This window comes from Peribacillus sp. NPDC094092 (genome assembly GCF_050279365.1).
Lineage (GTDB): Bacteria > Bacillota > Bacilli > Bacillales > DSM-1321 > Peribacillus.
Genome location: NZ_JBNNUC010000002.1, coordinates 543389 through 563952, shown reverse-complemented (window position 1 = coordinate 563952; position 20564 = coordinate 543389). Strand labels below are relative to the sequence as shown.

Sequence of the window (20564 nt, the reverse complement as noted above, 5' to 3'; positions counted from 1 at the left end):
TCCCACCCGCTTTCTAAAAATTCAGATCCTGTAATTCGTTTTTTGAATCAACTTTCCGTCTACAATCACAGTTGTTATGACAGGGAAATCACCCGAAATTTTTTCAATAATAAGTATGTCGGCCTTCTTCCCTTCGTGAATCGATCCAATTTCGTCCTCCATCTTGACTGCCTTTGCGGGATTAATCGTAACTAGCTTAAACATATCGACAAGATCCATCCCATGGTTTTCAACCAATTCAAACACTGAATGCAGCAGGGCCGCAGGGTAATAATCACTGCATAATATGTCTATGCTTCCATCCTGAATGGCTTCAGAGGCACTTAAGTTCCCGCTGTGGGAACCTCCCAAAAGCACATTTGGTGCACCTGCTATGGTATACATCCCCATATCATGGGCCTTACGGGCAATCTCAAGTGTGATTGGAAATTCACTTATACTTGTTCCGAAGCTGTGAACCAATTCAAGCTTCTCTATTGAATCATCATCATGTGAGGCAACGGCAATATTATTTTCCCTTGCTAGAAGTGCAATCTCCTTCATTCTTTCAATCGTCAGCTTTTCTTTCACTTGATGAGTCCGTATCATCACATCAATGGCTTCATCACTATAATTGTTATACCCCCTTAAAGTGTTTCGATATATCTCAAGGTGCCGATACTGCCCTTGTCCTGGAGTATGGTCCATGAATGAGACCAGATGCACTTTCTTTTCGGAAACATATTCTTTTAAACTATCAATATCCTCCAAATTATCGATTTCATAACGGGCATGAAACCGATGACGGACCAGGTGCTTCATCGTATGTGTTTCATCAATCAAGTCGATGAGCTTCCTTACATTCTCAGGCTCCCGAATTGGCTTATATGCGTATTCAGTGGATTTATAGAGTGACAGAGAATGAAACATGGTCGTGATCCCGTGCGTAATCAGTTCCTTTTCCGTTTCTCTTAAGCTCAATTGAAAATTCATTAAAGAAGTCGGGCGCGGCGCAGTCATATGTTCAATATAATCCGAATGGAGATCTATGAAACCAGGTGAAACATATCCACCCATAGCGTCCAGCACTTCCATCCCAGGAATCGTTTCGATTTCCCCCACAGGTGCAATCCGGCAAATTCTATCATCCTTAATTAAGAGATCATGGTCCAACAGGATTGATTCTTCCGTTATTATTTTTCCATTTTTAATCAGCAACAATGTCTCTTCCCCCATTTTCCTTTAGTTTCTTTTACAGCAATGAGTGTACTAATTGTTGGGTATAAGGATGCTGTGGATCTTCGAGTATTTGATCTGTTAAACCTTGCTCGATTACTTTCCCCTCCAGCATGACGAGCGTACGGTCTGCAAGCATCCGGATTACGCCCAAATCATGGGATACCAATACAATGCTGATATTCAAATCTCTTTGGAGGCCTTTAATAATGTCCAATACACTTGCTTGAACGGATAAGTCCAAACCCGTGGTGACCTCATCCAAAAGCAGTATGGGTGGATTGTTGGACAATGCTTTGGCTATCTGGACCCGTTGCTGCATTCCGCCCGAGAAATTCCTTGGTTCTTCTTTCATTCGATGAATGGGGATATTGACTGCTTCAAGGAGTTCGGCGCCTCTTGTTTCCATGCTGCCAACATGTCTGTTCCCGGCTGAAATTAACTTCTCGGCAATATTGCCTATCGAGGAGAAATCCATTTTCAACCCTAGAATCGGGTTTTGATAAACCTTCCCCATCAGGTGGTTTCGAACGAATCTTTTTTTCTGGGCAGACTCCATGAATACATTCTTTTTTCCATCCTCAAAGCCAGCCACATACATTTCTCCACCTGTCACTTCTTCGTCAAAATATAAACTTTTCATCAAAGTGGATTTGCCGCTCCCGCTTTCCCCTACAATTCCGAGAACTTCACCGTGATACAAATCGAACGTCACATCTCTGCAGGCATATACCGTACCGCAGTCATGGCAATAGTTTTTCGCCACTTTTCCTACTTTCATATGTTTACAAATGGAACATCCGTTACCATACTGTTTGTTCATTTGTTTAACCGATAATACAGGTACCTCTAGCACAGACATTTAATTCACCCCCAATGATTGTTTTTGATTGACCATTTCAAGGCAATTGCTTGTATCATTGCATTGGAAATACGTTTCCCCTGATTCCTCATGAACAAGTTCATCCAAAAACACATCATTGGACCCGCAGAGAATGCAAGCATGATTTGTAAAGGACTCGATTTCAAATTCATAATCATCAAATGCCAAAGATGATACATTTGTATAAGGAGGTACTGCATATACTTTTTTCTCCCTGCCTGCACCTAACAAAATGAGCGCTTCACTTTCGTCCAGCTTGGCATTATCGAATCTTGGTATTGGACTTGGTGCCATGACATACCTGTCGTGGACCATCACCGGATGGTCTGCATCCGTCGCCATTATTCCGTACTTCATGATTTGTTCAAATAACATAAGCCATGCTCCGCCATACTCTTTCTCAGCATGAAGCTTTTTCGTTTCATGTTCGCTCGGCTCGAAATTCCTTAAAGGTTCCGGTAATGGAACTTGAAGAATCAAAATCTGGTCTCGTTGCAGAGGCACTTCCGGCACCCTGTGCCTAGACTGGATCAACGTGGCATCTTTTGTGCTATCCGTTGTCCTTACCCCAGTGGTATCAGATACGAGCTTTTTTATGTTAACGGCATTAACGGATTCATCCGAACCTTGGTCGATCACCTTAAGGACGTCATCCATTCCGATCAATGACAATGTCAACTGCAGTCCGCCCGTGCCCCAACCACGCCCAATCGGCATTTCCCTTGAAGCGAATGGGACTTGATAACCGGGAATGGCAATCGCCTTCAGTGTCGCCCTTCTAATTTCCCGTTTCGACCCTTCATCAAAGAATGCAAAATTATAAGTTTTATTCATGCAAGCCAACCTCCTGCTCTGTGGACTTATCTTTTGACTTCCGAATGCTATCAAGCTTGGATTGGAACGTAACATAATGAGGCATCTTCAAATGGGAGATGAAACCTGTTGATTCCACTGAATCTATATGATAAAGGACGAATTCCTCGTTATGGCTTGGAAACTCCTTGTTGGGTTTTTCCAGGCAATTATCCAGGATGCCCATTGCGATTGCTTTTGTTTCATTTTGTCCCATGCACATGCCATAGCCAACCTCAAACTCTATTTCTTTCTTGCCTTGTTCTTTCTCTACCGTAAGCGGAATGAGCATCTCTACCTCCGTTGCTGTAAAGTCCCCAATATAATAGCTATCTTCCTCTTGCCCTTCGTCCAGAAGCGGGTGATCGAGATGGACGGGCAGCTGACCTACGCGAAGCTCCCCTACTGTCGGGTGGAGTGCGCCATATCCACGAATGACTGCATAAGCAAGTGATGTCACTGCACCGGTTTGGCCTCTTGTTAAAATTTGCAGGCGTTCACTCCGCATTGAAGGAAACTCCAGGCTTTTCCTTGTAACATCCCCAGGCTGCAAATCATTGTTTTCACAGCTTGCTAATAAGCCTTCGCTTCTTAAGTAGTCCAAAACTTTAGGCAAAGTGTTTAAATCAGCTATATGGTTCTGAAATTCCGTTGAATGATTTTCTTCTTGAAAAGCCCGCAACCAATCTTGAATGCTTATATCCGATTCATTTTCCAGCTCCGAATCTAGTAACCGATGAGTATAATCGGTCGTGGCACCTAAAATCTGTCCCCCAGGTACATCCTTAAAACTAGCTGAAATCCGCCGTTCCACTTTCATATTTTCAGAACTGATCACACGTGAAACATGTTTTCGGGGCAAAGTGGATCGATAGGCCCTCAAGAGGAAAACAGCTTCTTCCGGATTGCCTTCAGCCTGTTTAATGGCAAGTGCAGCCAGTGATTGATCATACAAACTGCCTTCTGACATAACCTGATCAATCAGGCCTCTCATCCCAGCTTCTATCTTATGCAGCTCTATCGCCGTCCCTTTTTTGACCCGTTCATACTTTAAGCGTTTGATGGATTCCTCAATCGCCTTTGTTCCGCCCTTCACTGCAACATATCCCATATAACCCCACCCCCTTTTTCTTTGATTTGAGTCGTTCTCGGTAAAGCGATTAAACGATCTAATTGATCCACAAAATACATATCGATTCCTAAAGGGAATTCTATGTTTTTTTCGTTCCTTGCACCAAGCCAGGCGGAGACATTCGGGAGGCTTATGAATGATTCCCCTTGAATTCCCGGTCCAGAAAGAATCATGGAGTCCCCTTTCGTCACATCCGGCACTTCTAGAATGACCATTGCCGATTCATGGGGGTTCAACAGATTTCCTTTCTTTGCTTTATATATCGCTTCCTTCATTTGCTCCTCGGACGCATCATGTAAAATAAAGATAAAATCCGCTTCCGGCAAATCGACAGGCTTTGAATAAGTAAGCTGATTGATCATTCTTGAGACCGTCTCCCCCTCCTTGGCAATGACCTTGAACGTCACTTCAGGGTCAAGTACAGTAAGTGCCAGCAGGATAGTAGAAGACAGGCATTCCATTTGAACATCCAAAGTCTTGGCTTCCCTCTCAAAAACCACTAAACTTCCAGGTCTTGAAGTCGCCGTTACAAGCTTTCTATAAACAGTTTGTATATCATGAACTACATCCAAATTCATTGCTTTCCCCCCTTATTGAACATCCATTGTTTCAAAGTTAACCTTGGTTTTTAAGATTGATCGATTCAGCTCTTGAAGATTTTTCTGTATATTCCCCTTCTCTTTTTCCAAAACAGGTGACCATGTTCTCGTTTCGCCAAGATCAGCCTGATAAGCAGCATCAATGATGGCTAAACAATGTGCCAGCTCTTCCTGATGTCCCTTAACGATGCCAATCCCGATTGCATCCTGGATTTGGACCGTGCATTCAGTCACCAGCATTTCCCCAAGATAAAACAAGCTCTTTTTTGCCGTTTCCCTTGTCTTTAGCAGCACAAGGGCACTCTCAGGCTTTTGAATGACGGTAACTTTATATTTCATTACTATTTCCTTGGCAAATCGCTTCGCAATGTCCTCAGACCCTTGAATCAAAATCTCGGTTCTTTCCCTTCTTCTCATTCCATTGGCCTCCAATGTTTTAGTTTCCCGCTACATCTTCAATGTATCTTGTTGCCAAGTGAACGTACGTTAAGAAAGAGTAAATCTTTGTATGAAGTTTGTTAAAGCCTGGCATGGACTATTCAAAATTTCGTGCCATTACCGTCAAATCGAGCTTTACTCGTGAGTTTCGTACCTTTACTCGTGAATTCAAGGCATTTACTCGTGAGTTCCGTACTTTTACTCGTGAATTCAGAGCATTTACTGGTGAATTCGTACGATATCTGGAATGGAAGTTTTTATATAACATATGTGAAACAATCGCTTCGATAGATTATGACCGTATGCTCAAGGACTTGGTTGCTCCGCTTATCGCGGCATAACGATTCCACTTGCAAAAGTGGAATTAAACTTGAACACTGCAAAATATCCCGTTCGAAAAGAGTAGGAAAAATCACGTTCAGTGTGCTGCTGCTGGATCCGAATTCCACGAAGCCACGCTGCCTATAATATTGAAACATAGAGGTAATATCAGGACCGTCCTTTTCAATGTCAGGAAAAGTGGACTTTGCTACATACGATGTATGAAGAGCAATCGGGAAATCGTCCATTAACCTAAGCCTGCCAATTTTAAAGACCTTGTCATCCCTTTCCGCCTCTAGGCTTTGAAAAATCTTCTGATCATAAGCAATTTCGTCGCAAAAAATGGTACTCGTTTGAAAGGAAAACTGGAATTCTTTCATTTTCTCGGTGAAACTCACATCTCCCGATAGAATTAGCGGAATTTGCTTCTTGCTTTCCTGGACATAACTTCCCTTCCCTTGCTTTGAATAGATAAAGCCTAAATCTTGAAGCTGCTCGTATGCCTTCCTGACAACCATTCTTGGAACATTAAATTGATCAGCGAGTATATGTTCTGAAGGTAACTTTTTATCCATTTGAAAGGTCCCACTCTTAATTTCCGATATTAAATGATCCACTAAAAAGTTTTTTTCCGCCAACAGAAAGCCCCCTTTAAATATTAGATCTGATCAATACCTACTTTTCCTTGTTAATGTCAGTGTAATGAGAAAATATGAAGCTACCATGATTTTCTTGTAAAAAAAAGTCCTGGTCAATTACCAGAACGAAAGGGAATACTTTTTTTATGGATCTTTTCAAACGGCATCCAGCATATGAACGGTCGCTTTCACAGCAAAATTCCTGGTTTCATAGATCGATATTTTTCAATACCACATCATGAATGGACATGCTTTTTTTCCTTGATTTCAAAGCATCCACACATTCCTTTCCAGGGCTCATGCTGCCAAGCCGAATCGGCTTCTCCCCATAATCACCATGAAAATCCGAACCTCCTGTCTTAATGAGATGAAATTGATCTGCATAAGAAATGGCTCTTTCCTCTTCTTCATGACCGTGATGCGGATGAAGAACTTCAATCCCTTCAAGCCCTGCTTTTACAAGATCAGGAATCATTTCGAAGCTCCCGTATTGTCCAGGATGAGCAAGGACCGGTACGCCTCCGGCAGCACGGATTGCCTTTACAGCAAGGATGGCATCCACATACTCCATAGGAATAAAGGCAATGCCTGGCTTTTCTCCATTTTGGCCGCGACTGAAGATCTTCTTATATAAATCCCCATAGATAGAATCCGTATACCCCGATTCCCTTAGTGCCAGCATAATATGCTGTTTATAAACACCGGTTCCTCCCTTGAATTTAGAAACCTGATCCCAAGTTATTCGATATCCTGCTTGAATCAGACGTTCCACCATTTTTTCAGAAGCTGCATTCCTCTTAAGAATCAGCGGATTACATAGCTCCTCAAGTGCCTTATGACCAGGCTCAACAAAATAGCCCAAAATATGTACACGCCTTCCTCTTGCAAAGTCATAACCAGAAACTTCTATACCAGGGATGATTTCAATTCCTATTTCCTTTCCACGCTCCACCATCTCTTGCAATCTCATCGTTGTATCATGATTCGTAATCGCTAAATGGCCAATGCTCTCCCTTTTTGCAACCTCCAATAGTTCTTCAAAAGAACTGGAACCATCTGAAATGTTCGTATGACAATGTAACTCAACCTTCATGCCAATCCCCCCATTCTTATTCGTTACACATCATCATTTTAACTTAGTGCCATGTTGGTCCCGTTAAGCAGATGTAAAAAAACGTAAAGGTGTAAAAGTCATACGGTTTGGTGAAAATACTTAAGTATTTAAAGCAGGAGACCATTTCAGAAATCCATTCCCTTCTGCCGTAAGCGCCAGCGGTATCTCGGCTAGCCAGATATTCGGCAGGAGTCTCGCAAATTTCTTCAATCCTTTTAAGGATTACGGTAAAAAAACTTGAAGGATGACCTTGTCTTAACCAAGGTTCGGGATGAGACCGCCGGCAGATTTTTCTTTTTAAAAACATTCGAGTTGATTGGGGCGAGTGCCTGGACTGGAAATCTTGTTCGTTCGTCTTTTTCAGCTTCCTTCCCTGTAGCGGATTTTCCATCAAACTGAAATAAAATCAAAATAAAACCATTAAAAAATTTTGACTTACCGTCAAAAATGATGTACATTACCTATTGGGCGAACAATTTTAATAAATAAAGATAAAAATATTCGTATATAGAGGTGCATAACATGGAAAACGTGTTTGATTATGAAGATATTCAATTAATTCCTGCAAAATGTGTAGTAAATAGTCGTTCTGAGTGTGATACATCCGTTACTTTGGGTAAACATACATTCAAGTTACCTGTAGTACCTGCCAATATGCAAACAATCATTGATGAGAAGATTGCCATTTACTTAGCTGAAAACGGTTACTTCTATGTAATGCATCGTTTTGAGCCAGAAAAACGACTGACTTTCATTAAAGATATGCATTCAAGAGAATTGATCGCTTCCATCAGTGTCGGCGTTAAAGAAGAAGAATACGGATTCATTGAACAATTAGCGGCTGACAACATTGTGCCTGAATACATTACTATAGATATTGCACACGGCCATTCCAATGCCGTGATAAAGATGATACAGCATATTAAAAAACATTTACCTGAAAGCTTTGTCATTGCAGGAAATGTGGGAACTCCTGAAGCGGTACGGGAATTGGAACATGCCGGTGCGGATGCTACAAAGGTCGGCATCGGGCCAGGGAAAGTTTGCATCACTAAAATCAAGACTGGATTTGGAACGGGCGGCTGGCAGCTTGCTGCACTTCGCTGGTGTGCAAAAGCGGCAAGCAAGCCAATCATAGCTGACGGCGGCATTCGCACGAATGGAGATATTGCTAAATCCGTTAGATTTGGAGCTTCCATGGTCATGATCGGTTCACTATTTGCTGGACATGAAGAATCTCCGGGTCAAACGATCGAGAAAGATGGAAAAGCCTTTAAAGAATACTTTGGTTCAGCTTCTGAATTCCAAAAAGGTGAAAAGAAAAACGTTGAAGGTAAAAAAATGTATGTCGAGCACAAAGGATCTTTGGAAGATACATTAAAGGAAATGGAACAAGATCTTCAGTCTTCCATTTCATATGCCGGCGGAACCAAGTTGGAAGCCATCCGGAATGTGGACTATGTGGTCGTTAAGAACTCAATCTTTAACGGTGACAAAGTTTACTAAGAAGGAATCATTAACGTAAAAAAACGGCCTAATCATTGGATTAGGCCGTTTTTTTTATTATACCTTTTTAACAAATTGGGATTTTAATTTCATTGCACCAAAACCATCAATCTTGCAATCAATATCATGATCTCCATCAACTAGACGAATGCTTTTGACTTTAGTGCCCATTTTTAAGACGGATGAGCTCCCTTTCACTTTAAGGTCCTTGATTACCGTAACGGTATCACCATCGCTCAAGGCATTTCCATTAGCATCCTTGATCGTCTTCTTTTGATCACCATTTTCCGCTTCCGCTTCCACCGCCCACTCATGGGCGCATTCCGGGCAAACAAAAAGACTTCCATCTTCGTATGTATATTCTGAATTACATGCAGGGCAATTAGGAAAATCAGACATAAATTCACTTCCTCCATTCATTAGTGTCAATTTTAATATAATAATGGTTTACACACAACCGGCAAGCTACTATATCTCATGTTCCTCCTTCCCCTAGAACCAATGGAGTTTTTACTATATACTTTTAAGAAAAAGCTGGAAAGTGCGGTGACCCCCTTGTTTAAACTACTATTAATAGAAGATGATACGACGTTATTCAATGAAATTAAAGATAGATTGGCGCAATGGTCTTATGATATTTACGGAGTCGGTGATTTTAGTAAAGTGGTTCAGGAATTCACGGAAATAAAACCTGATTTGGTCATCATTGATATACAGTTGCCGAAGTTTGATGGGTTTCATTGGTGCAGAATGATCCGGTCCCATTCCAATGTCCCCATCATTTTTTTATCTTCACGTGATCATCCTACCGACATGGTGATGTCCATGCAGCTTGGCGCTGATGATTTTATCCAGAAACCTTTTCATTTCGATGTACTCATCGCGAAGATACAGGCCACACTTCGCCGTGTCTATAACTACAATACCGAAAAGGTCGAATTGAAAACCTGGTGCGGCGCAACCGTGGATTACGAGAAGAATACGGTCTCGGCCGAGTCTGGCACAATCGAATTGACGAAAAATGAAATTTTCATCCTGAAAAAGCTCATTGAACAGAAAAACAAGATCGTAAGCCGCGAAGAATTGATCAATAGTTTATGGGATGACAAACGTTTCATAAGCGATAATACCCTTACAGTGAATGTGAACCGTTTACGAAAGAGATTGGATGAACTGGGTTTAGGCCATTTCATCGAAACGAAGGTTGGACAGGGCTATATCGCCGTAGAAGAGGCCAATGCATGATCAGAAAATATCTCGTGGAAAGGTTCAGCTGGATCATATTCTACATACTTCTTCATCTATTCATTATCTTTGTCGCTTTTCTTGATTCGGCGATACCGTTAAAGCCCATACTGTATATTGTTTTTTTATCATTGCTCGTGTTCAGTATGTTTTTGATATACCGCTATAAAAAAGAAACCTACTTTTATAAAAGTTTGGAAGCGCGGGAAAACAACCTGGATGTTACGAATATAGCCGAACCAGAGAGCCCTTTCGAAAAAATAATAGAAAACAGCATCATTAATCAAACCGAATTATTGAAACAATCCGCAGCAATCGGTCAAATGACTTTAGAGCAGGAGAAGGATGATCTATTATCTTGGATTCATGAAGTGAAGACACCATTGACGGCGATGCATTTAATGATCGACCGCTTGGATGATGAATTGCTGAAATCACACTTGACTTATGAGTGGCTGCGCATTCACCTTCTTCTTGATCAGCAGCTCCATCAAAGGCGCATGCCTTTCATCGAGAATGATTTGTATATAGAGAAAACCGATTTGGAAACAATAATCTTTGATGAGATTAAAACGATGCGATCATGGTGCATTCAAAAAGGGATCGGCTTCGACTTACAATTGGATGTAACCGAAGTGCTTACTGATGCCAAATGGCTAGCCTTCATCATAAGGCAGCTCTTGACCAACTCCATTAAATACAGTGAAAACTCAGATATCGCGATATATAGCCATGAACAGGCTGGACAAACGGTTCTTGAAGTGACGGATTCTGGACGGGGCATCGACCCAAAGGATATATCCCGCATATTTGATAAAGGATTCACTTCCACGACAAATCATCGTGACACTGCGGCAACTGGCATGGGTTTATATTTAACAAAGAATGCAGCCGAGCCCCTATTCATCTCCATTGAGGTGAAATCAGAGCTTGGAACCGGGACGACCGTTACCTTGACCTTCCCAAAAAGAAATGATTTCGTGAATATCACAAGCATGTGACAAAAGTGTCACATGCTTTTATTCTTTGTTCGTCCAAACGAAGGAAAAGAAATTCATAGCCTTTTATAATGAGGATATAGAAAAGAAGGAGTGTATCCAAATGAATATATTAGAAGCGAAAAAAATCCATAAAAGCTATGGTAATAAATTCAATAAACAAGAAGTATTAAAGGGTCTAGATATAAGCATACAAGAAGGTGAATTCGTAAGCATCATGGGTGCTTCCGGCTCAGGAAAAACGACTTTGCTTAATGTCCTTTCCTCGATCGATCAAATCAGCAACGGCACCATTACGATCGGTGGAAAAGAGATTTCGGGGATGAAAGAAAAGAAGTTGGCCGAATTCCGCAAGAACCATCTAGGCTTCATCTTCCAGGAATATAACTTATTGGACACACTTACCGTCAAAGAAAATATCCTTTTGCCTTTATCCATTACAAAAACGCCAAATAGTGAAGCCGCACAAAAGTTTGATAGCGTGGCGAAGGAACTGGGCATATATGAAGTGAAGGATAAGTACCCAAATGAAATTTCCGGCGGTCAAAAACAGCGTACGTCTGCAGCACGGGCTTTCATCCATGATCCAAGCATCATATTTGCGGATGAACCGACTGGGGCGCTTGACTCCAAATCAGCTTCCGATTTACTGAACAAACTGAGCGAAATGAATCGTAAGCACAAAGCGACCATCATCATGGTAACCCATGATCCCGTGGCGGCCAGTTATTGCAGCCGAGTCATTTTCATTAAAGATGGACAAATATATACACAATTGAATAAAGGTGAACAATCCAGACAAACCTTCTTCAAGGACATCATGAAAACACAAGGTGTATTGGGAGGAGTTCAAAATGAGCATTAATCAACTCATCTTGCGAAATCTGAAGAAGAATCTGAAGAACTATTATCTGTATGTGTTTGCCCTGATCTTCAGCGCTTCCTTGTACTTTGCCTTCGTCACCTTGCAATATGACCCAGCGCTGGATGAAGCGGAGGGTACGGTAAAAGGTGCCGCCTCCATCAAGGCTGCATCAATCCTGCTTGTTGCGATCGTTTCCATATTCCTTTTATATGCCAATAGCATTTTCATTAAAAGACGCAGTAAAGAAATTGGCTTATTCCAATTGATAGGCATGACGAAGAACAGGATATTCCGTATCCTGAGTGTGGAAAACCTGATCCTTTATTTCTTTTCCGTATTCCTGGGAATCTTTGTAGGGTTTGCCGCATCAAAATTGATCATCATGATACTATTTAAAATAATGGGTGTCCAGGCAATCGCGACTCTCAAATTTTCTTTTCAGCCGCTAGTGCAAACCTTGGTCGTTTTTAGCGCCATCTATCTTTTAATCATGTTGATGAATTATGCCTTCATTAAAAGGCAAACCATTTTATCTTTATTTAGAGTGACTTCAATGACGGAAGGAAAAGTGAAAAAGGTTTCGATGGCCGAAATGATCATCGGGATATTCGGGATCATCCTGATCATTGCCGGCTATGTCGTTTCATCCAAATTATTCGATGGAGCTTTTACAGAGATGACCGAGCTATTTATGGCCATGATCTTCATTTTGGCAACCGTCATCATCGGTACCTACCTATTTTATAAAGGTTCCGTAAGCTTCATTTTTAATATCATCCGTAAAAAGAAAAATGGCTATTTGAACATCAATGAAGTATTGTCCCTTTCATCCATCATGTTCCGGATGAAATCGAATGCGATATTATTGACGATCATCACGACCGTTTCCGCTTTGGCGATCGGTTTATTATCATTAAGCTATATCTCGTACTACTCAGCGGAGAAAATGGCACAAAGCAGTATCCCTACCGATTTTTCGATGACGGATAAAGGAGATGCGGATACATTCAAAGAAGCTTTATCAGACAGTAAAATTGATTATGATGAAAAGGTGATCGATGTCATTCAAGTGAATGTCAATGTAAAGGAAATAATGGAAACCAGCCTGGAAGGAGTGAACTTCGATCCGGACATCATGACCGTTCCCGTCATCAGTGATGAATCCGTTAAAGGAATCAACCTCGCCGAAGATGAAACCCTTTTCAGCGGATATAGTAATATGATGGAGAAGGTCATGTCCTTGAAGGATTCCGGAAAAATTGAACTGAAGGGCAAACACGAAGTGATTCCGCAAACATATATGGGATTAAATGATGATACCTTCGTGTCCTATTACTTCACGAATGGCGGATTGCCCGTTGCCATTGTAGACCAAACGATATTCGATCGTTTGAAAAAGGATGTCGACCCGAAAATCCAAAAAGTTTCATCTGTAAATATCGGCATTGATGTGAAGGATGAAGCTGAACTTGAAAAAGCGAATGAGCTATTCAATAAAATGAGTTTTAAAGAAGAACATGTGAATGATTCCCAATTTGAAATGTTCAACACCCAGAAGAAGAATATGGGTCTTATCATGTTCATCGTCGGCTTCTTGGGATTAACCTTCCTCATCACATCCGGCTGTATCCTTTATTTCAAGCAAATGGATGAAAGTGAAGGTGAAAAATCCAATTACACCATCTTGAGGAAACTGGGATTCACGCGAGGTGACTTACTAAGAGGAATCCAAGCAAAACAAGTTTTCAATTTCGGCATTCCTTTAGTCGTCGGGCTGCTTCACAGCTATTTCGCAGTCCAATCAGGATGGTTCTTATTCGGGACCGAAGTTTGGACACCAATGATCATCGTCATGGCATTATACACGGCATTGTATTCGATCTTCGGAATCCTATCCGTATTCCATTACAAGAAGGTCATTAAAGAATCTCTATAAATGCTAAAAGCTCCAGGGCCCATGAGGTCCTGGAGCTTTTATTTTCCCTTTAAAGCACCCCAGCCGGTTTCATCATTTCCTTGATCAATTCCCTGTTGCGCTTTTTAAAGATTTCATTATGGGAAGAAACCATCCCCACTCCGTGGGCGTCAGGCTGGATATATTGCTTTGCTTTGTTTACGGCATTTGCTGCATCTTGAAAAGTGCCTGCTATCAGGTTCAATTTACCTTCATGCTTAAGGATATCACCGGCAGCGTATATTCCATCCATCGAGGATTCACTTGAAGAAGTACCTTCAATATAATAGTTGTCGGCAATGGCAATGTCCACTTTACTATTTCGAAGCAGCGATGTATCACGCTCATAACCATGATTGATGATGACTTCATCAATCGGCAAGTAAGAAACCTCTCCCGTTTCGTGATTCGTCAGTTCAACATGCTCAATTGATTCATGATCAGCGCAGGCAATCAGTTTTGTAATCGTCGTATTCAAGAAACAAACAGCAGAGCTTTCCATCAATTGCCTTGCTTGTGATTCATGTCCTGCTAAACTATCTTTCCTGTATGTCAGGTACACCTTTTTGGCGATGGGCTCCAATTCATTTGCCCAGTCTATTGCAGAATTCCCGCCGCCTGAAATGATCACCGTCTTATCCTTGAATCGATTGAAAGACTTAACGGTATAGTTTAAATTGGAGACCTCAAACCTTTCCGCCCCGTCTATTTCCAACTTTTGCGGATTCAGAATTCCGCCGCCAACCGCGACAATGATCGTCTTGGAAAAGTGCATTTGACCTGAAGCAGTATGTAAAACGAAGATACCTTCTTCATTGCGTGTGATGGATTCCACTTTTTCATTCAAGACGACTGTTGGATTGAATGTTAAGCCTTGCTCCACTAGCTGCTCAATTAATTTTTCCCCAGTAGTGGGTGTCAGCCCTCCTACATCCCAAATCATTTTCTCCGGATAGACATGAATTTTCCCGCCTAGCCTTGGCTGGTATTCTATCAGTTTGACTTTCATTTCTCTAAGTCCGCTATAAAAAGTCGAGTAAAGGCCTGCTGGCCCTCCCCCAATAACCGTTACATCAAATAAATCTTGCTGTTCCATTTACGCCCACTCCCCGGTAACCAAATGTAATTGATTATCATTCTCATTTAATGGTACACTCTTTTTTCATTTTTTACAACAAGCATCGTTAAATAACTCAGGAAAATTTTTATACATATAATAAATGAGATAGAAAATAAGCAATGTAATGATGTTCAGGCAAGTGAAAAAAGTGCAGCACTCTCAATCCTGCTCAAGGATGAAAGATGCTGCACTTTTCTGGCACCGGATGTTAGCTTGAACGAGGTCTTTTCCCTTCTGTAATAAGAAGGTTGATTTGATCTATGAGTTCAGGCAGCTCCTCGATTGTTTTGATGGTGAAGTCTGCCCCGTTTTGCATAAAGGTGTCTGCCGCTTTAGAGATGAGATTTTGTTTATCCCGTTCTGGTAAACTTGTATATTCATTCAAACTCAATCCCATCTCGGAGCTTCCGACAATGATTCCGACCGACCATACCCCAGCATTGACTCCCTCTTGCATATCGGAAATGGTATCCCCTACCTTCACTACCTTCCATGATGCGGTCAATTTCAATTCTTCCATATTCCGATATATCATGTAAGGATAAGGCCTTCCGATCGACTGGGTTGCATCCGGGGTGACATGGAAATCCGGCCGATACCCTTTTTTCAAAGCATTTGCTACGACGACCTCCATCATTGTATCCGTATAACCCGTTGTCGACCCAATCTTCAGGCCGCGATTTCTTAACACTTCCACTGTCTCGATAACCCCTGGAATTGGATCTGTATAATCCGCCAATGACATCATCAGTGCCGGTTCGAATTCAGCATACAGTTTTTCAACGTCTTCCTCATTGAATGGCCTTCCGTATTGTTCTTCCCATAACGAAGCTATCCTTGGCATCGTCAGCATCGCACGAATATGGTCGATTTTCAGCATGCCCATCGGAGCTCTGGCTTCTTCCATCGTCACGTCCACTCCAGCATTTTTAAAAATATCAACAAAAACATTCACTGGTGCAAAACATCCAAAATCCACAGCTGTTCCAGCCCAATCCAAAATGATTCCCTCTACCTTATTCATACTGTCACCACTTTCATATATTTTTCTACGATCCCGCCAAGTTCCCCGATATCTTCTTCATGGATTTCGCCAATATTGCCGATTCGGAATGTATCTATGTCAGTCAGCTTTCCGGGGTATATTACGTAACCCCTCTCTTTGATATAATTGTAGAAATCCCCAAAATCAAAGGCATCATCAGGAAAGAGGAATGTTGTAATGATGGGCGATTGTTTATCAGGTGAGATATAAGCATGGATGCCCAATTTACCCATCAGTTCCCTCAATCTATCATTATTATTTTTATAGCGGGCGAATCTTGCTGGAATGCCGCCTTCTTCCGTTAATTCTTCCAACGCTTTAGCAAACGCGGCCACTACATGTGTCGGAGATGTGAAGCGCCATTTCCCATCCTTGTCCATCTCTTTCCATTGATCATATAAATCCAGGGACAAGCTGCGGGCATTGCCTTCACATGCCAATAACTTCTCAAGCTTCGCAATGACGAAACCAAAACCAGGGATTCCTTGAATGCATTTATTTGCACTGCTGATCAAATAATCAATTCCGAGTTCAGGTACATTCATGTCCACTCCGCCAAAGCTGCTCATTGCATCAATGATCAAGGTTTTCCCTTGTTCCTTTGATATCTTCGAAACCATTTCTATCGGATTTAAAATCCCTGTCGTCGTTTCACAATGAACCATTGCAATATGTGTGATATCACTATCCTCCAGTAAGATGTTCCGGATTTCGGTTTCCTTCGGAAATTCATTGTACTCCACGCCATATTCCACATGTTTCAGTCCGATGCACTGGGCCATTTTCACAATTCTTTTTCCATATGCGCCATTCGTTATGATCAGCACTTTATCGGATTTTGAAAGTGCAGTCGTCAGTACAGATTCTACAACAAACGATCCGCTTCCCTGCATAAGTACAGCCGTATATTCTCCGTTTGCAGCATATGCCAATTCAAGAAGCTGGGCTCTGATTTTTTGCGTGATTTCTTTATAATCATTTTCCCACGTACAGCGGTCAACAAGCATTTCCTGTTTCACCGTACTTGTAGTGGTCAGCGGTCCAGGCGTTAAAAGTTTATATGTATTCATTTTCCTTCACTCCTCACTGTATTTATCATTGTGCTGATTTAAAGAACTCTTGATGCTGTTTTAATAATTCAACCGTTAAGGGCTGCTTGTATTTCTTGGGGTGGGCCGGTTTGTTCTTTTCCGTCACCTTTTCCCCTTCATATAGTGCGACCGGGTAGTGTTTCAACAGTTCTTCCCTGGCATCTTTACTGATCGTTTCGGCCATTTTCATCGCTAAACTTGTTTTAGCTTCATTATCTTTATTCACGACAGCCACGGATTCCGTATAGGAGAAATTCCCCTCCGCAGGATCGACAAACTTGATCGGTAAGCCCGACTCTTTAGCCATCACGGCCTGATAGCGTAAACCAAAACCGGCAGCCACTTCCCCTGCTTGCACTTTATTGATTGGACCTGAACCTGAGCTCTCAAGATGCGGACCGCAATTTGCTATTAAGTCATGGAGAACCTTTTTCCCTTCTGCATTACCGTATTGACTGATAATTGCTTGAACTAACAGCCACCCAGTTGAAGAGTCCAGGATGTTAGGTATTGAAACGAGCCCTTTATATTCCGGCTTTGTCAAGTCCTTGATCGTGGCCGGCATCGGCAGGCCTTTTTGTTTGAGGACTTCCGTATTCACAAAAATGGAACCGGTATTTGCCAAAATCGGCGTATAATAAGCTGGATTTTGTTCCAATGGTTTTGTACTGAATGACAGGTCCTTAAACATGGAGTGCTGTTCTTGTGCACTTTGGATGAAGTAGGAACTCATCGTCACGACATCAGCCTCGATTTCAGTGCCTTCTGCCAACAGTTTCCCTCCTAATTCGGATGTGCCTAATGATTGAAGGACATATTTCCCTTCGTATCCGGCACCTTTCAGGGAAGTCTCCATTGCTGCAGTGGCTTCTTCATCACCATTCGTATAAATGACCACCTTTTCCTCATCCGCTTTGCCGCTGTCCCGGCCCACCAATACAAATACCAAACCTAAAGCAACTAGAGACAGTAAGGCTATCTTCATCGTTTTAAACATAATATCCCCCTCATTAATGTTTGAATTGTCTTTTTTGATAATGATCACAAAGCAGCTTCACGACTAGATTCGTAAAAAAGATAAGTAAAGACAGGATGAATATTTCATTGAATTTGGCAAAATGCTGAAGCTCTTTAATTTTACTGGCCACCAAAGTGGTCTGGGCGGTGACCAAAAAGATGATCCCGCTGATCGTCACCATACTATTGATGAAATAGTAGCTGAACATCTCGATGACCGTGGATGCCGAGTTAGGCAGGATGACACGATAGATTGTCCTGATCCAGCTATCCCCCAATAGATTCCCGGTGGTTTCCCAAGCAGGGTTCATTTTGGATAATGAGTTCTTTGCCATTAAATAGGGTGTCGTAAAGAAATGGACCATGTTGCATAGAATGATGATGGCAAAGGTACCCTTCCAGCTGCTGCCGTTGAAAAGCAGCAAATACGATAAACCCAACACCATTCCCGGTACTGTATTCGTCAACATCGAAATGACATCCATTGTCGATTTCCCCTTAAGGGGCGTCCGGACATTCAAAACAGCTGAGCTAAAGGCGATGAACGTCCCCAGTACGGCGGTCATCAAGGCTACGAATAAGGAATTTTTATAGACTGCCGTTATATCGCTCGATTGGAAGGTGTCGATAAAGTGCTTTAATGTGAACGAGAGATCGTAAGGGAAACTAGTTAAAAATGGTGCAATGAACATGACCGCAAATACTGAAAACATCCCTATTAAGACCAGCAGCGAGATACCTCCAAAACAGATATCCCTCCCTTTGTGCCGGGTCAATTCGATATCGCTGAATTTATCATAATGAAAGTTCAATTTTTCGAGATAGTTTAATAGGAAAACACTGAATACTACCGGTATGAGCATGAGAATCGCAATCACTGCACCATTATTGAAATCAGGGATTGAACCTAGCATGACTTGATACAGTTGCGTCGCAACAACGGAGTAAGTTCCGCCGACTGAAGCCGGTATCCCAAAATCGGTAAAGCTCAAGATGAAGGAAAGTACAAAAGCTCCACCCAAAGTTCCCGCCAATGGCCGTATGATCGTATTCATGAAACTTCTTATCGTTCCATCACCCATTAATTTTGAAACGATGATGAACTTTTTATCCATGTACTTGAAAGAATTATTAATGAGAAGAAAAGCTGATGGCAATGTATAAATCACATAACCTATCAATAAACCATTAAATCCGTATATATCGAATAGATTCCTTCCAAAAATCTTCGTGATGATCCCTTGATTGCCGAAAGAGTAGATGATCGCAAACCCGAATGTGATTGTCGGCAGCAGCATCGGAATCAGGATTCCTGTTTTAATTACACTTTTTAATGGCCTATATAATCGGGTGCAATGGATGGAATAGGCCAGGAAAAAGGCTAAAACGGTCGTAATGACGGCTGTGAGACCCGAGATATTCACGCTGTTTCCAAATGACTTCATCAGCTCTGCATTCGAAAGGACCGTTAGATAATTCGAGAGATTGATTCCATCGGCCGTTTCAAAGGAACGGACGAACAATATGACAAGCGGCAAGAAAAGAAAAGCGGCAAATAGCAGTAAGATTGGTATATAAATGATTCTCATTGCCGGTTTTACTTCAGGCATACTTTTCACCGAATAAGTTATAAATATTTTCTCTCTTGATCTCCAGTTGTTTAAGAATGAATTGCTTAACAAAATCATTGGCTGGCTGATTGATGATCTCTTGTGGTGAACCAAACTGAGAAATATTCCCTTGATTAATGATCAAAATTTTATCGGACATCGTCAAAGCCTCTTCCGGGTCATGTGTCACTATGATTGTCGTCAGCTTATATTCCCTGGCAATGGACTTGATGCGTTCCTTTATCGATTCCTTGATCACACCATCCAAAGCACTCAGCGGCTCATCAAGTAATAGGATCTTCGGTTTCATCACAAGAGTCCTTGCGATCGAAACCCTTTGTTTCTGACCCCCGGATAATTCGCTGATCCTTTTTTTCAAATGCGGTGTCAATTCCAGGAAGTCGATGTATTCCTGAAGCTCTTCCTTGGAAACGGATCCTTTCCTATTCCTCAATCCATAAACGATATTTTCATAGGCGTTCAAATGTGGGAAAAGGGCGTAATCCTGGAAAACGATATTAAATCCCCGGTCTTTCATGGGCACGTTACTCAAATCGGCATCATTGAAAATGATTTTTCCATGATTGATACCCGTCAAGCCCAAAATTATATGTAATAAAGTAGTTTTGCCGCTTCCACTTGGTCCTAATAGTGAAACGATCTCCCCCGTTTTAATTTCAAGATTTATATTATCCAAAACTGATTTTCCATCGAATTGCTTGCTAATATTTTGTAATTTTAGCAAACCGTTCACCTCCTTTAATACACCCTTAGTATAAAAGCCATTTGTAAAACGAATTTGAGTTTTTTGTAAATACTCTGTAAATGTTGAACACTTTTTTACTAACTTCATACCAACTCTTGACCAACTAGTGATATTTTCATCATCTACTTCTTGAATATATTCATGGTAAACAGTAC

The 20564-nt window shown here is 41.5% G+C and carries 20 protein-coding genes; 5 read left to right on the top strand and 15 right to left on the bottom strand.

Features of this window, described 5'->3' with window-relative positions; all coding sequences use genetic code 11:
- Positions 1-21 precede the first annotated feature (21 nt).
- The 8 genes from phnM to ACQKNS_RS11680 form a co-directional block, all read right to left on the bottom strand.
- Positions 22-1200, bottom strand: a complete 1179-nt coding sequence (gene phnM, locus ACQKNS_RS11715) for a phosphonate metabolism protein PhnM (RefSeq protein ID WP_427643038.1) — start codon at positions 1198-1200, stop codon at positions 22-24.
- A 31-nt stretch (positions 1201-1231) separates the two neighbouring features.
- A complete protein-coding gene (locus tag ACQKNS_RS11710; protein ID WP_427643037.1) occupies positions 1232-2077 on the bottom strand; it encodes an ATP-binding cassette domain-containing protein in 846 nt (281 codons plus the stop codon).
- Positions 2078-2932, bottom strand: coding sequence for an alpha-D-ribose 1-methylphosphonate 5-phosphate C-P-lyase PhnJ (locus tag ACQKNS_RS11705; protein ID WP_427643035.1), 855 nt, complete (start codon positions 2930-2932; stop codon positions 2078-2080).
- Positions 2925-4061, bottom strand: a complete 1137-nt coding sequence (locus ACQKNS_RS11700) for a carbon-phosphorus lyase complex subunit PhnI (protein ID WP_427643034.1) — start codon at positions 4059-4061, stop codon at positions 2925-2927. Before ACQKNS_RS11700 ends, ACQKNS_RS11705 begins: the two co-directional genes overlap by 8 nt.
- Positions 4043-4660 (bottom strand): phosphonate C-P lyase system protein PhnH, encoded by a 618-nt coding sequence (phnH, locus tag ACQKNS_RS11695; RefSeq protein ID WP_427643032.1) that lies wholly within the window; start codon positions 4658-4660, stop codon positions 4043-4045. The genes ACQKNS_RS11700 and phnH overlap by 19 nt, the downstream gene beginning before the upstream one ends.
- A 12-nt stretch (positions 4661-4672) precedes the next feature.
- Positions 4673-5098, bottom strand: coding sequence for a phosphonate C-P lyase system protein PhnG (gene phnG, locus ACQKNS_RS11690; RefSeq protein ID WP_427643030.1), 426 nt, complete (start codon positions 5096-5098; stop codon positions 4673-4675).
- 278 nt (positions 5099-5376) lie between these two features.
- Complete coding sequence (locus ACQKNS_RS11685; RefSeq protein ID WP_427643028.1) at positions 5377-6078, bottom strand: GntR family transcriptional regulator; 702 nt, start codon at positions 6076-6078, stop codon at positions 5377-5379.
- 208 nt (positions 6079-6286) lie between these two features.
- Positions 6287-7171 (bottom strand): PHP domain-containing protein, encoded by an 885-nt coding sequence (locus ACQKNS_RS11680; protein ID WP_427643026.1) that lies wholly within the window; start codon positions 7169-7171, stop codon positions 6287-6289.
- Between the two features lie 543 nt (positions 7172-7714).
- On the opposite strand from ACQKNS_RS11680, the gene guaC reads away from it, so the two are divergent.
- Positions 7715-8698, top strand: coding sequence for a GMP reductase (gene guaC, locus ACQKNS_RS11675; RefSeq protein ID WP_427643024.1), 984 nt, complete (start codon positions 7715-7717; stop codon positions 8696-8698).
- Positions 8699-8755: 57 nt separating this feature from the next.
- Here the strand turns inward: guaC and ACQKNS_RS11670 are convergent, their stop codons facing one another.
- Positions 8756-9097 carry a zinc ribbon domain-containing protein YjdM gene (locus tag ACQKNS_RS11670; protein WP_427643022.1) on the bottom strand — a complete coding sequence of 114 codons (342 nt, stop codon included), beginning with the start codon at positions 9095-9097 and terminating at the stop codon, positions 8756-8758.
- 156 nt (positions 9098-9253) lie between these two features.
- On the opposite strand from ACQKNS_RS11670, the gene ACQKNS_RS11665 reads away from it, so the two are divergent.
- The 4 genes from ACQKNS_RS11665 (at position 9254) to ACQKNS_RS11650 (ending at position 13742) form a co-directional block, all read left to right on the top strand.
- Positions 9254-9943: a response regulator gene (locus tag ACQKNS_RS11665; RefSeq protein ID WP_427643020.1), complete on the top strand. Its 690-nt coding sequence runs from the start codon at positions 9254-9256 to the stop codon at positions 9941-9943.
- The gene (locus tag ACQKNS_RS11660; protein ID WP_427643019.1) at positions 9940-10944 is read left to right on the top strand and encodes a sensor histidine kinase; all 1005 of its coding nucleotides are present in this window, start codon (positions 9940-9942) and stop codon (positions 10942-10944) included. The genes ACQKNS_RS11665 and ACQKNS_RS11660 overlap by 4 nt, the downstream gene beginning before the upstream one ends.
- Positions 10945-11044: 100 nt before the next feature.
- Complete coding sequence (locus ACQKNS_RS11655; RefSeq protein ID WP_427643018.1) at positions 11045-11806, top strand: ABC transporter ATP-binding protein; 762 nt, start codon at positions 11045-11047, stop codon at positions 11804-11806.
- Positions 11796-13742, top strand: coding sequence for an FtsX-like permease family protein (locus ACQKNS_RS11650; RefSeq protein ID WP_427643016.1), 1947 nt, complete (start codon positions 11796-11798; stop codon positions 13740-13742). The genes ACQKNS_RS11655 and ACQKNS_RS11650 overlap by 11 nt, the downstream gene beginning before the upstream one ends.
- A 49-nt stretch (positions 13743-13791) precedes the next feature.
- Here the strand turns inward: ACQKNS_RS11650 and ACQKNS_RS11645 are convergent, their stop codons facing one another.
- From ACQKNS_RS11645 to ACQKNS_RS11620, 6 genes are all read right to left on the bottom strand, one after another.
- The gene (locus ACQKNS_RS11645; RefSeq protein WP_427643015.1) at positions 13792-14856 is read right to left on the bottom strand and encodes an NAD(P)/FAD-dependent oxidoreductase; all 1065 of its coding nucleotides are present in this window, start codon (positions 14854-14856) and stop codon (positions 13792-13794) included.
- A 232-nt stretch (positions 14857-15088) separates the two neighbouring features.
- Positions 15089-15904 (bottom strand): phosphonoacetaldehyde hydrolase, encoded by an 816-nt coding sequence (gene phnX, locus ACQKNS_RS11640; RefSeq protein ID WP_427643013.1) that lies wholly within the window; start codon positions 15902-15904, stop codon positions 15089-15091.
- Positions 15901-16995: a 2-aminoethylphosphonate--pyruvate transaminase gene (gene phnW, locus ACQKNS_RS11635; protein ID WP_427643012.1), complete on the bottom strand. Its 1095-nt coding sequence runs from the start codon at positions 16993-16995 to the stop codon at positions 15901-15903. The genes phnX and phnW overlap by 4 nt, the downstream gene beginning before the upstream one ends.
- Positions 16996-17020: 25 nt before the next feature.
- Positions 17021-18013 (bottom strand): extracellular solute-binding protein, encoded by a 993-nt coding sequence (locus ACQKNS_RS11630; protein WP_427643010.1) that lies wholly within the window; start codon positions 18011-18013, stop codon positions 17021-17023.
- Positions 18014-18026: 13 nt separating this feature from the next.
- Entirely contained in the window at positions 18027-19643 is a 1617-nt protein-coding gene (locus ACQKNS_RS11625) for an ABC transporter permease subunit (protein WP_427643009.1), read from the bottom strand.
- Complete coding sequence (locus ACQKNS_RS11620; protein WP_076364522.1) at positions 19636-20388, bottom strand: ABC transporter ATP-binding protein; 753 nt, start codon at positions 20386-20388, stop codon at positions 19636-19638. The genes ACQKNS_RS11625 and ACQKNS_RS11620 overlap by 8 nt, the downstream gene beginning before the upstream one ends.
- Positions 20389-20564 lie beyond the last annotated feature (176 nt).